This is a genomic window from Algoriphagus aquimarinus, from assembly GCF_007997215.1.
GTDB classification, from domain to species: Bacteria; Bacteroidota; Bacteroidia; order Cytophagales; family Cyclobacteriaceae; genus Algoriphagus; species Algoriphagus aquimarinus_A.
In genome coordinates this window covers 29,361-41,850 of the sequence record NZ_VORW01000006.1, presented here as the reverse complement: position 1 = coordinate 41,850, position 12,490 = coordinate 29,361, and the positions used below count along the sequence as shown (strand labels likewise).

Here is a 12,490-nt window from a genome sequence, read left to right as displayed (position 1 = left end):
ACACATAAAAGATTTAATATTAAGCGACTACCTATTATTTTCAACCTAGAGTCTATATGAAGAAAATGTCAAAACAGTTGGCTTTCAAATTTTTGAAAGAAATATTTCTACGGAATGGAAATCTCAGAATTAAAGATGAGGTAAAGGTTGCAAAACATGGATCTCAAAAACATAAAAAGGGCTACGAGGTAAGGCTTTTGGCCAAGGACGAGCAGGAGCTGGAACACATACAGATCGCAATTTCTTCTTTAGACTTATATGTAGCAAAATCATATCCGAAAGGGAAACAAATTGTTCAACCCATTTATGGGAAGGAAATCACCAAGAAATTTGGGGAGATAAAGAGTAGTGAGGCTAGCAATAACAATCCCCCACTGAGCGTAGTCGATGCGTTGAGGCCGCTAGGTTTAGATTGCCAACCCTGCATTCTGGCCTCTCACTAAACAGCTTTTCTAATGCTGTTTTAAACGCTCAATCCTACCTTACTATCAAGTAGAATTTGTAATTCATTGATAGTCTATCCTACCTAACTATTACTCCCGCTCAAAATTTTATTTAATCGTTAGCAACAATTCGAAATAAATGAAAATAAAAGTCAATCTCAGACAGAAATAATGGTGACTCCTTAGTCCTTTTTTATAATAAAAACATTGAGTTGGTAAAAGCACTGCTTTGCAAACGGATCCCCAATTCGAAATACCTTTTTCTACCCACAATTTCTTTTTATCATTTATGTATATCCCCCCTCTCCAGCACCAAAGTCTTCAAACCCTTCTCGCAAAGTTCTTTCGCAGCCCAACCTCCACTGATTCCTGACCCTATGACAATCGCATCATAGGTCATTTCTTGTTTTGCGTCAATATTAAAATTGGCCATTAGATTTAATTTAATTGGGGCATAATTTAGCCATTTCTCCAACATTTGGATTAATTTTCACTTATGAAAAGAATTGTCTTAACGTTTGTCCTAGTAGGTTTAATGTCATCTATTTTCGCACAAACCCTGTCCAAAGCCGAAAAAAACCTGATTGCTGAGGTAGAAAAAAACTATCAGGAAACAGTTGCTCTTTTGGAAGAGGTTACGAATATAAACTCCGGTTCATTAAATGCAGAGGGAGTAGAAGCAGTTGCAAAGGTTTTTGAGCGAGAATTTCAAAAAATAGGATTTGAAACAGAATGGCTCAAGCTTCCTGCGGAAGTCAAAAGATCAGGCCATTTCATTGCGACTCGAAAAGGAACAAAAGGAAAGAAAATCTTTATAATCGGGCATTTGGATACAGTTTTTGAGAAGGATATGCCATTTACCCCATTTACTTTCCTAAATGATTCGACAGCCACAGGGCAAGGAGTCAATGATATGAAAGGCGGAGATGTTATGGCATTTGCCAGTCTCAAAGCTCTTCATGATTTAGGTTTGTTAGAAGACAGAACTGTCACTGTTTACTTCACGGGAGATGAAGAAAGTTCCGGAGACGAAGAACTTTCCAGAAGGGATTTTATCGCAAGAGCAAAAGAACATGATTTTGCCTTGGGATTTGAAACTACCCAAAGTTTTGGCATTGCTACAGTAGCAAGAAGAGGGAGTAGCGGATGGACATTAAAAACAACAGGGAGACAATCTCATTCAAGTGGGGTTTTTCGTGAATCAGTAGGTTATGGAGCCATCTATGAAGCAGCAAGGATATTGACAGAGTTCCAAGAAGAATTGGCAGGTGAACAATATTTGACGTTCAATCCTGGGCAAATTATTGGAGGTTCAGATATCAGTTATAACTCCGAAACAGGGAAAGGTGAAGCTTTAGGAAAAACAAATATTGTGGCCAGAGAAGCCCTTGTCACAGGTGATTTGAGATTCCTAGGGGAAGAGCAAAAAGAAGTAGCAAGAGTGAAAATGCAGAAGATTGTAGACAGAAATTTAAATCAAACTGATGCCGAAATAATTTTTAAAGATTATTTACCCTCGATGATCCCTACTGAAGGAAATTATGCATTAGCTGAAATATTAAATAAGTTAAGTCAGGATATGGGTTTAGGGGAAGTTAAGCCTGGAGACCCAGGAAGCAGAGGTGCGGGAGATATTTCTTTCGTAGCTGATTATGTAGATTGCCTGGATGGTTTAGGTGCATCTGGAAGAGGAGCCCATGCACCGGGTGAGACCATCAACATGAAAGAGTATCCTGAATTGATTAAAAGAAGTACTTTATTTTTGTATCGTCTTACAAGAGAATAGGTTTCAACAACAAATTTATGCCCCCTCTGAGCGTAGTCTAAACGTTGAAGTCACTAGGTGTAACTACACCTTCCTATCAATTAGAATTTGTAATTCTATTTTAGAATATACAAACCCCGCTGAACGTAGTCTAGTCTTTTCTCTAAATGTACTATGCAATAACCCCACTGAGCTTAGTCGATGCGTTGAGTCCGCTAGGTGTAGTTTACCAACCCTGCATCCTGTCCTCTCGCTAAACAGCTTTTCTAAACCTATTTTAAACGCTCGATCCTACCTTTCTATTAATAATAACTCGCAATTTAATCTTAGTCTATCCTATTTTTCTACTAGATCATTTGCTTAAAACTCCGCTTTTTTGCCACCCACTAAAACATTAATTTAACTTTTTCAATATTCCTGATACCCCGCTCGAAATTTTATTTAACCGTTAGCAACAATTCGAAATAAATGAAGATAAAAGTCAATCCCAGACAGAAGTAATGGTGACTCTTTAGTCCTTTTCTATAATAAAAACATTGAGTTGGTAAAAGCACTGCTTTGCAAACCTATCCCGAATTCGAAACGAATATTTTCCAATCATAATTTGTATAACATTACAATTTGTTTAATCCAATAATCCCTAGAATGATACATTAATCATTCCCAATAAAATTTGCCCTTCCAAAAAATCTTCGATTCACAAAGTTATTGAGATTGGAACCAAACCGGTAATTAAACCCAAATCTGGAATCGATGGTATATGCTGAGGGTAGGGTTACTCTCCCGCTTAAAATATCCTGTTCGGTGAAATCTCCTGATGCCAGGTAAATCTGGTCCTTTACGTAGTTACCTTCTAACCTTGCAAAAAAAGAAAATCTCCCAGTTACACGAACTTCTGCACTAATATTCAAACCTGTGGTCCAAAAGTTAAAATCACCTAGATAATTTCTCAGACGATATCCAACTTCCAGGTTACCCCATCGTTGACTTAGTCCCAGACTGGCTCTCAGACTATGGAGGACCCTGGTTTCTTTAACAGTACCGTAAATCGTCTCTTCGACATATCTATTATTCCTGACTTCAATCCCATAGTTCACTCTCAGAAACCTGGAATTCTGCTCTGATTCCGGAAAAAAATTGTACTCTAAAGCTGGCCTAAAGCTGGTCTGAAACTTATAATTAAAGCGAGTGTTCTGAAGACCTCCAACATCATATCCATAAGACCAGTGGGGTGAAATGGACTTTACCAGCTGGTGACCAAATCCAAATTCTGATACATCAAAATTGTTCTCAACTTCATCGATGATCTGCTTGCCATCAGCATCAAGAACCTGATTGCCATTGCCATCAACTCTTGGTTCCCTTTGAATCGTTGTTCTCATCCTTTCATCTAAGCTCCCGGATATGGAAATTTTCAATTCATCCGTGATACGGTTAACATTGAAGTTTCCACCAAGATTAATTTGCTTGCTCAATTCCTCTAATTCAATGTTCGCATCAACACCAATATTAAAAACCCAATAATTCCAGGGATCAACGCTTTCCTGCCTTGTATCTTCCAAAACGCCAGGGTCAGTCTTCATGTTGATTTCGATCTGCTCTCCTGCTATGGTCTTCGCAACATACGGTGCTAAACCTAATTTGATAAACCGGGTAAGTTTTTCCCGCACTTCAAAGTCGGTATCCGTCTGTTTGGTATTTACATAGAGGGTATCTTTTCTTCCCGCATGAATGTTTTGTTGACCTATAAACATCAGTTGATATTGTCTTCCACCGCCACCAGATCTGTTATTGTTAATGAGCAGAAAGACATCAGCTATTTGATTATCCCTGTAGAAGTCAACTGCTGTAATTTCCGTTCGTATAAAATCCATATCACAGCCTCCATCCCTCCGTTCACAACCATCGATAAACACCCTGAGTTTATTGGGAAGGCTGTAATTATCAATTAATGTTTGACTAATTGCAGTAGGATTTAAGGAAAAGAAAGTCAGAATCAATAAAAGTGGTATTTTTCTCATTTTTTTTTTGTGGTGATTCACTTTGATCGTTTCATTTCAATCGAAGTTGAGTGCCAGTTATCAAACCTTGACACGGTATTTTCCCTACATTTTTTTGAAAATGAATCTACATTTTACAAGAAAAAGCAAAGAAAATAATAGCCGATCCTTAGCTACCCAATTACTTGAATCAGGCATGTGGCCTTCCCCTTTTATGAAACAAATTAATGAAAGGATTTGAAGCACATACAAACTTTGGGTACAAGTATGTACTTGGAATTATATGAATGTATAAACAAATTGCTTTGCTAACAATGAATATAGGCATCAGCGGTATCTGTGGGTATTCGAGCGGTAGTGTCTCTATTCAACTCCAACTGAGCGTAGTCTATGCGTTGAGGCCGCTAGGTTTAGATCGCCAGCCCTGCATTCTGGCCTCTCACTAAAAGGCTTTTCTAAAGCTGTTTTAAACGCTCGACCCTTCCTTCATATCAATAATAATTAGCAATTCAACATTAGTCTATCCTATTTTCCTACTGGGTCTTTTGCTTGAAACCCCACTTTTTTACCAAGTGCTAAAACCTTAATTTAACTTTTTTAATACTGCTGATAACTCATCCTAAATGCCATTTAAGAAAGTACTACCTCTAAGCTGGTTTAAGGATTTGAAATCCCAAAATAAAACGTTGTTTATGCTAGTTTAAGGCTAGGATTCGTCACCTAAATTGGAAAAATGATTAATATCAGGACACTATTAAATCAGCATTGAATTTTTTAACTTTCCTATTCTACATCTAAAGACAACTTCCAACACTTAAATTAAAAATATGACCCAATGCCCAAATTGTAAGGATGAAATCAAATCCGGCTTTTTAAAAGATAACCACCTTGTAAACGAAAAGCAGGTGGCTTTTATCCATGACTTTACCGAAAATACTTCGGAATCCTATTGCGGGCATTGCATCAACGACATGCTCAAAGAAGCCAAGGATAATTTTCAGGAAGAATTGGCGCAGCTGAAAATCCGATTAGAAACTGAGCTTCAGCATATTCCCATTGTCACTATACATTCCCCTACAAATTGGGAATACAACACCCTTGGGATAGTGACAGCCCAATCCGTAATTGGCACCGGTTTGATTTCTGAAATTGCCTCATCCTGGACTGACTTTTTGGGAAAGGAATCGAATATTTTCAATTCCAAAATCAAAAAGGGCGAAGACAACTGCATGATCATTCTTCGAACTAAGGCTTTACTGATGGGGGCGCATGCAATATTAGGTACCGATATCGATTACTCCGAAGTAGGGGGTTCAAAAGGCATGCTAATGGTTTGTATGGCAGGAACCGCTATTCGGTTTACCAATTCAAGCCACCCCGGGATGGATATTGAAGCCCTAGAAAAACTCCAAAAATGCAAAATGCGATTGGAGTATATGATGAGTAAAGATCTCGGCAAGGAGACTTTATTCTTGTTTGACTAACGCTCGATCCTACCTTTCTATCAATCAGAATTTGTAATTTGATTTTAGTCTATAAATCAGATGAGCCAAAATAACTTATCAGAATTAGCAGACGAGGAATTGCTACAAAAAGTAAAACAAACCAATCAAGGGAATAAACGATAGAAGTTTGACAATTATAAATTTTATAATTGTGGCCTATTTCATCCTGATTTGGTTGGTCAATTACTATAAGTTGGACTTTGTGTTAATTGGAATTTTTGCTGAGTTACTGACCATTCCATTTTTACTTGCCCAACTTGTTTTTTTATTCCTTGGGATAAAATTTGTTATCCAAAATGAAAAACGCGTTCTGACAATTATTAGCCTTTTGGCTTTATCGGTATGCACATTTTTTACAATTGGAAGTTTCTTTTAACCCTACTTCTAAAAAAGAATTTGGCTCTAGGGGAAATCTAGGTTAGTCAAAACAATTCCACCTCCGAACAGCTTTATAAGTAGTATAGATTGATAGACCATTTCTTAGGGAAATGGTTTGTAACAACAGGATTATACTAATGACAGAGCGAGAAATAGATAGAATTATAGAAATGGCTTGGGAAGATAGAACTCCTTTCGAAGCTATAGAAACACAGTTTGGAGTGACTGAAGCAGAAGTGATCAAACTAATGCGAAGGGAGCTGAAGGAAAGTAGCTTCAAAATGTGGCGAAAGCGCGTGAATAGCGGGGTAAGTCAAAAACATCTTAAAAAAAGGAGTTCTGACATCGAGCGATTCAAATGCTCCAGACAAAGAAGTATTTCTCTTAATAAAATCACCTAGTGTACATTTTCCCAACGGATTTACCTTCGATTGAAAAGCAGATTCAAGCCATTGATCCTGTGAAATATGCTTCGAGCAGAAATTACAAAGATGGCGCGGTGACACGCTTGAGTCCTTATATTTCACGCGGTGTGATTTCCACCAAACAGGTTTTTGAACATATAAAGAGCTTAGATCTTCCTTGGTATACCTGCGAGAAACTGATACAGGAACTTGCGTGGAGGGATTACTGGCAGCAAGTATGGATTGCAAAAGGTGATGGAATCAAACAGGATTTAAAGCAGGAGCAATCACCTATTTCAAATCATCAAATTCCCAATGTAATAGTACATGCAGAGACAGGAATTCAGGAAGTGGATAATGCAATCAAACAACTCTATGAGACAGGCTACATGCATAATCACATGCGAATGTACGTCGCTTCGATCTGCTGTAATATTGCCAATTGCCATTGGCTTCAGCCCGCCAAGTGGCTTTATGGACATTTGTTGGATGGAGACTTAGCTAGTAATCATCTCAGTTGGCAGTGGGTAGCCGGGGCTTTTTCCAGTAAAAAATACTACGCCAATCAATGGAACATTAACAGGTATTTTGGGGGAAATCAGCAAAACTCCTTTCTCGATGTGGAGTACGAGGAGTTTGAGCAATTGGAGATACCTAGTGTATTACTTGATACAGTTTCATTCAAGTTGGAGACGGTACTTCCAACTACTCCAAACCTCAAACTCCAAAAGAATAAACCAACCCTCATTTACAATTATTACAACCTCGATCCCTACTGGTATCAAGGTCAAGATGTTCAGCGGATTTTCTTGTTAGAACCTTCCTTTTTCAAAGAGAATCCAGTCAGTAAAAAATGTCTTGACTTTGTGCTGGATTTGGCAAAAAACATTGAGGGTCTACAGATTTTCGTGGGTAAGTTTTCTGATTTGGCAGAGCATATCAATTCTGAACATTTTATATACAAAGAGCATCCAACGAATACTCATTATAAAGGCAAAGAAGAGCCTCGAGAATGGTTGAGCAGTGTGAAAGGTTACTACCCTTCATTTTTTGCTTTCTGGAGAAAGTGTAAAAAGGAAATAGACTTCAAGTCTGAATAAGGAATATTTCAAAACGAAATACAGCAATTACCATCTACATGCACTTACACAAAGAAGAAATAGAAAGACTGGAGCGAACCTATAAATTGAATTTAATCAATTCGATTTCCGGGATTAAACCAGCAAATCTTATAGGTACCAGGTCTTCCAGTAAAATGGACAACGTTGCGATTTTTTCATCTGTGGTGCATCTGGGATCAAGCCCTGCGCAGCTGGCATTTATCATGCGCCCGCAATCTGAAATCCCTAGAGATACATATCCCAATATTTTGGAAACTGGGTTTTACACGATTAATCATGTCTCTGAATCATTTATTGAAAAAGCACATTACACTTCCGCCAAATTGGAAAGAGGAGAATCTGAATTTGATAGGATGAAATTGGAAAAGGAGTTTATCGGTGGATTCCATGCACCTTTTGTAAAAGACAGCCCAGTAAAAATTGGGATGAAACATATGGAAAGTATTCCCTTGCCCAACGGATGCATATTTGTGATCGGCTCTGTGGAGATGCTTGTCCTGCCAGATCATTCGATTAATGACATGGGGCAAGTGAATTTACAAGGATATTCCGGTGTAGGAATTTCTGGATTGAACACCTACTATGGATTAAATAAATTGGATTCCTTTCCATACGTGAGAGAAGATGAAATCCCGGATTTCAAATGAAGAAATCTGACTTACCAACCAAGATTTGCCTAGTGTGCAAAAGACCTTTTGCTTGGCGCAAAAAGTGGGAAAAGAACTGGGAAGAGGTTAAGTATTGCAGCGAAAGATGTAGAAGAAATAAACCAGGTATCGATTGATCAGCGTTTTTTTCTCAGGTAATTGTAAATAAATTCCTTCAGCAATTCTTACAAAAGAGATTGCAATTCTGAACTAGGACTTATTCCTATTGCTGGTACTCATTCAAATTTCTTGGTATATTTGATTTATGGACTTAGAACTTCAAAACAAAAAGATCGAATTGATTCAATGGTTGTCCACTTTAGAAGATAATTCTCTGATTGATAAGCTTATGAAGTTTAGAGAGGAAGAGAAATCTGATTGGTGGAATTCAATTTCTGAAGCTGAGAGATCTTCAATTCATAGAGGAATCGAAGATGCAGATAATGCTAAACTAAAGCCACATTCTGAAGCTCGAAAGATATATGGAAAATGGCTTTAAGGTTTTATGGACTGATCACGCCTTAAATGAACTGCAAGCTACCTTTGAATATTTGGAGGATAATTGGACTGAAAAAGAAATAATAAAGCTCGTATTGAAAATAGAGCACACTGTTGAATTGATTTCAAAAAATCCAGATATGTTCCAATTGTCATTAGTGGAAAATGGGATTCGGCAAGCTGTAGTGATGAAACATAATACGATGTATTATCGAGTTATAGGAGAGACTATTGAAGTCTTATCTTTCTTTTCGAATAGGCAGAGCGAAGGTAAAAGAAGATTTTAGGCCTTTTTGCTAGCGAATTTTTTCATTTCCTAGATTTCTTCACATAGCCATAAATCCCTGCCACACCTACAATCAACAATGCAATACCAATTCCCCATTGCAAGGGGCTATTCATGGATTCTTTGGCAGCTAAATAGGAACTAGCCAATACTCCAGCCGCGAAGGCAATCACGGTGCGGGTAAGCATCCCGGGAATTCCGTAGACCAACACTTTCCACAGCTTGATATTCATATTGGCAAAGAGGAAGTTGGAAACGGCGAAAGGGACCACAGGAGAGATTCTGACAAAGAACACCAAGGAGCCTTCCTTTCCTTTGCGCGACTCCAGTGCAGCATGAAACTTCGGGTTTTTCTTGAACAACTTTTCCGTCAGGCCCATATTGGTCAGTTTGCCCAGCACATATCCAAGTATGGAGGCCAGTGAATAACCCAAAATCAAAAATGGTAAGGATACCCAACCGAAATAGAAACCAGAAGCTAAGGCAATCAGCGTAGTGGGAAGAAGCGCCAAGCCCATCAATAGGGCTCCAATCACCGTGTAAATGAAGTAATCTAAGGCGGTGTGAAGCCGGTGAACTTCCAGAAAATCATAATTCGCAGCAAAAAACACACTTCCAACAAAAGGCATCAGCGTCACCCAAAGCCATGCAAATATGCCTGAGGGGTGCTTGCCAAAGTACGCGCGGATAGTTTTGAATATCCTGCCCTTTTTTGTAATATTTGAGTTATCAATCATTGATTTACTGGGATTGTCTGCAAGTTTAACAAGCAAAGGCTAAAATCACCCCGAAAATCATAAAAGGTTTTCTATTTCTGAGAAGCCAAAACAGTCTAAACCAATTACGAATGAAATTCGGAACAAAAGCCATACACGCCGGAATAGAGCCGGATCCCGCCACCGGCGCGATCATGACTCCGATCTACCAGACGTCTACTTATGTGCAACAGTCGCCCGGTGATCATAAAGGATATGAGTACTCCCGTACGCACAATCCTACCCGTACTGCCTTGCAAAATAACCTGGCAGCACTGGAAAATGGCAAGCATGGCATATGCTTTTCTTCAGGTCTTGGAGCAATAGATGCGGTGATCAAGCTTTTCAACCCAGGCGATGAGATCATCAGTACCAATGATCTGTATGGCGGGTCTTACCGTCTATTTACCAAGGTATATGAGCGATACGGCATCATATTCAAGTTTGTACCTATGTCAGATGCAGCAAGCATCGCGGATCATATCACAGAAAACACGAAGATGATCTGGGTGGAGACGCCTACCAATCCGATGATGAATATCATCGATATTGCTGCTGTGGCAAAGCTAAGCACTGGCAACAAAATCATTCTTGCGGTGGATAATACATTTGCCTCTCCTTACCTGCAAAACCCACTGGATCTAGGTGCTGATATCGTGATGCACTCGGTGACCAAATACCTCGGTGGGCACTCCGACGTGGTGATGGGAGCTTTGGTGGTGAATGACGATGAGCTAGCGAAAAAGCTGGTGTTCATCCAAAATGCAACTGGAGCTACTCCAGGCCCTCAGGATTGTTTCTTAGTTATAAGAGGAATTAAAACCCTTCACTTAAGAATGGAGCGCCATTCTCAAAATGGTAAAACAATAGCGGCTTACCTGAAAAATCACCCAAAAGTAGATAAGATCTATTGGCCGGGCTTTGAGAGTCATCCAAATCATGAAATTGCCAAAAAGCAGATGCGTGATTACGGAGGAATGATATCCTTTACTCTAGTGGGTAATAAAGAATCTGCTGCGAGAAAGTTAATGGAAAGCTTTCAAATTTTTGCGCTGGCCGAATCCCTTGGAGGTGTAGAATCCCTGTGTGGACACCCAGCATCCATGACCCACGCGAGTATCCCAAAAGAAGAACGTGAGAAAGTAGGCTTGGTGGATTCTTTGATCAGATTAAGCGTAGGTGTAGAAGATGCTGAAGATTTGAAGAACGATCTGGCAAATGCCCTTTCGAAGATTTAAGAACTAATTACTATAAATCAATAGCCGCTTTTGGAGACAAGAGCGGCTATTTTTTTATAACAAATAGTGATGAATGATATGGAACTGGGCTTTGTGAAAAGGAGAATAGTATTATTTCAAGCCCAGATGAAGTAAGCTACTTTCATCGAAGGAGGTCACGCCCACTTTGCACACAACCAGATGGCAGCTAGGTCAAAAAATATAGTGTGTTATTTTTTATCAGTAATACTAATGCTAGCGCCTGAACAACACTCCCGAAATATGGTAAGTGCTTTGATTGTTTTGTTGCTTCTTTCATGAGCTAGATCAATCAAAGACATTAATGGACTACGTAATGGGAAAGTTTCATCCTTTGTATATGCTGAGACAAAGACCTTCTCTAGTACCTTTCCAGCTATTGGGCCTTTATGAACGATGCTTAAGATTTTTCCATAAACTGGTGGTGCAAACTTATCATACAGCTCTGGGGTGAGTTTGCGATTAGGTTGCTTATTCTCTTGATTTTTATCCGGCTGCATACTAGTTCAATTTTGGTCTTTTTATTAAGGTATGAAATATCCTGTTTTTAGCTACACATAGACTTACTGCAAAAAAGCATGAATAGCATGGACGGTTTCAGCAGGATGGCTCATATGTGGACAATGGCCATGCGCTTCTAACACTGTTAATGTATTGTTTCTGGTATTTGCATTTATGTATTGACCCACAGACATTGGTGCTATCATGTCATCAGAACATTGAATCGTTAAGCTTTCAACAGAAATTAAAGGAAGGTCTTTTCTATTATCTGACAAAAAAGTCACTCTAGCGAATTGCTTAGCTATGAGCGGATCAATTACACAAAAGCTAGTTGATAATTCACTGGTAAGTTCTTCCCCATTTTGAGCATCCATTAGATCTGGAGCGAGCGATCTGGCCCAGCTGATATAATCTTCTTCCATCACCTCCAGCAATGAGTCTATCGTTTCCTGATCAAATCCTCCTGTGTAATCTCCTGAACTTATATAGCATGGAGATGGGGATATGAAGACAAGTTTTTCAAAAATATCCGATCTCTTTATGGAAGCCAAAGCCCCTATCATACAGCTTACCGAGTGCCCAATAAATATTGCATTTCTTAACTCCAATGCATCGCATACTTCTATAATATCATTTACGTAGCCATCTAATGAGGCATATTTTTGGGGATCGTAGGATGCCAAATCAGATTTCCCCGCTCCGACAAAATCAATAAAAACAAGCTTGTAATCTTTGGTGAAAAAATTCTGAATGTGATTCCAGGCATTTTGATCACATCCGAAACCATGGGCAAACAATAGCACTTTACTTCCCTCGCCTAAAACATTTACATTGTTTCTTTTCAAGACACTTGTCATACATTCTTAAAGGTTTATCTTTTTAATACTTACTAAAAATACAATAACCATTCCTTTAAAGATCCTAGCTTCCC

General features: G+C 38.8%; 14 protein-coding genes and 1 pseudogene. 10 read left to right on the top strand and 5 right to left on the bottom strand.

Annotated elements, in window-relative coordinates; genetic code table 11:
• Positions 1–56 precede the first annotated feature (56 nt).
• On the top strand, positions 57–443 hold the full coding sequence (locus tag ESV85_RS11530; RefSeq protein WP_146917727.1) for a hypothetical protein: 387 nt from the start codon (positions 57–59) through the stop codon (positions 441–443).
• Between the two features lie 298 nt (positions 444–741).
• On the opposite strand, the pseudogene ESV85_RS11525 reads toward ESV85_RS11530, so the two are convergent.
• Positions 742–876: pseudogene (locus ESV85_RS11525) on the bottom strand (NAD(P)-binding protein); the annotation flags it as partial.
• Between the two features lie 63 nt (positions 877–939).
• On the opposite strand from ESV85_RS11525, the gene ESV85_RS11520 reads away from it, so the two are divergent.
• Positions 940–2,229, top strand: a complete 1,290-nt coding sequence (locus tag ESV85_RS11520; RefSeq protein WP_146917725.1) for a M20/M25/M40 family metallo-hydrolase — start codon at positions 940–942, stop codon at positions 2,227–2,229.
• 632 nt (positions 2,230–2,861) lie between these two features.
• Here the strand turns inward: ESV85_RS11520 and ESV85_RS11515 are convergent.
• Positions 2,862–4,229 (bottom strand): hypothetical protein, encoded by a 1,368-nt coding sequence (locus ESV85_RS11515; protein ID WP_223275981.1) that lies wholly within the window; start codon positions 4,227–4,229, stop codon positions 2,862–2,864.
• A gap of 806 nt (positions 4,230–5,035) precedes the next feature.
• Between ESV85_RS11515 and ESV85_RS11510 the strand changes: the two genes are divergently transcribed.
• The 7 genes from ESV85_RS11510 (at position 5,036) to ESV85_RS11480 (ending at position 9,048) form a co-directional block, all read left to right on the top strand.
• The gene (locus ESV85_RS11510; RefSeq protein ID WP_146917724.1) at positions 5,036–5,692 is read left to right on the top strand and encodes a YbjQ family protein; all 657 of its coding nucleotides are present in this window, start codon (positions 5,036–5,038) and stop codon (positions 5,690–5,692) included.
• A gap of 536 nt (positions 5,693–6,228) precedes the next feature.
• Positions 6,229–6,492, top strand: coding sequence for a TIGR03643 family protein (locus ESV85_RS11505; protein WP_146917723.1), 264 nt, complete (start codon positions 6,229–6,231; stop codon positions 6,490–6,492).
• Positions 6,492–7,595, top strand: coding sequence for an FAD-binding domain-containing protein (locus ESV85_RS11500; protein ID WP_146917722.1), 1,104 nt, complete (start codon positions 6,492–6,494; stop codon positions 7,593–7,595). Before ESV85_RS11505 ends, ESV85_RS11500 begins: the two co-directional genes overlap by 1 nt.
• A gap of 38 nt (positions 7,596–7,633) precedes the next feature.
• A complete protein-coding gene (locus tag ESV85_RS11495; RefSeq protein ID WP_146917720.1) occupies positions 7,634–8,263 on the top strand; it encodes a flavin reductase family protein in 630 nt (209 codons plus the stop codon).
• Positions 8,260–8,400 carry a DUF2256 domain-containing protein gene (locus ESV85_RS11490; RefSeq protein ID WP_146917718.1) on the top strand — a complete coding sequence of 47 codons (141 nt, stop codon included), beginning with the start codon at positions 8,260–8,262 and terminating at the stop codon, positions 8,398–8,400. Before ESV85_RS11495 ends, ESV85_RS11490 begins: the two co-directional genes overlap by 4 nt.
• A 128-nt stretch (positions 8,401–8,528) precedes the next feature.
• Positions 8,529–8,762, top strand: a complete 234-nt coding sequence (locus ESV85_RS11485) for a hypothetical protein (protein ID WP_146917717.1) — start codon at positions 8,529–8,531, stop codon at positions 8,760–8,762.
• Positions 8,746–9,048 carry a type II toxin-antitoxin system RelE/ParE family toxin gene (locus ESV85_RS11480; RefSeq protein ID WP_146917715.1) on the top strand — a complete coding sequence of 101 codons (303 nt, stop codon included), beginning with the start codon at positions 8,746–8,748 and terminating at the stop codon, positions 9,046–9,048. Before ESV85_RS11485 ends, ESV85_RS11480 begins: the two co-directional genes overlap by 17 nt.
• Before the next feature lie 22 nt (positions 9,049–9,070).
• Here the strand turns inward: ESV85_RS11480 and ESV85_RS11475 are convergent, their stop codons facing one another.
• The gene (locus ESV85_RS11475; RefSeq protein ID WP_146917713.1) at positions 9,071–9,784 is read right to left on the bottom strand and encodes a TVP38/TMEM64 family protein; all 714 of its coding nucleotides are present in this window, start codon (positions 9,782–9,784) and stop codon (positions 9,071–9,073) included.
• Positions 9,785–9,861: 77 nt separating this feature from the next.
• On the opposite strand from ESV85_RS11475, the gene ESV85_RS11470 reads away from it, so the two are divergent.
• Positions 9,862–11,040: a cystathionine gamma-synthase gene (locus ESV85_RS11470; protein WP_262713338.1), complete on the top strand. Its 1,179-nt coding sequence runs from the start codon at positions 9,862–9,864 to the stop codon at positions 11,038–11,040.
• A 209-nt stretch (positions 11,041–11,249) separates the two neighbouring features.
• Here the strand turns inward: ESV85_RS11470 and ESV85_RS11465 are convergent, their stop codons facing one another.
• Positions 11,250–11,558 (bottom strand): hypothetical protein, encoded by a 309-nt coding sequence (locus ESV85_RS11465; RefSeq protein ID WP_146917710.1) that lies wholly within the window; start codon positions 11,556–11,558, stop codon positions 11,250–11,252.
• A 63-nt stretch (positions 11,559–11,621) separates the two neighbouring features.
• Positions 11,622–12,416, bottom strand: coding sequence for an alpha/beta fold hydrolase (locus tag ESV85_RS11460; protein WP_146917708.1), 795 nt, complete (start codon positions 12,414–12,416; stop codon positions 11,622–11,624).
• Between the last annotated feature and the right edge of the window lie 74 nt (positions 12,417–12,490).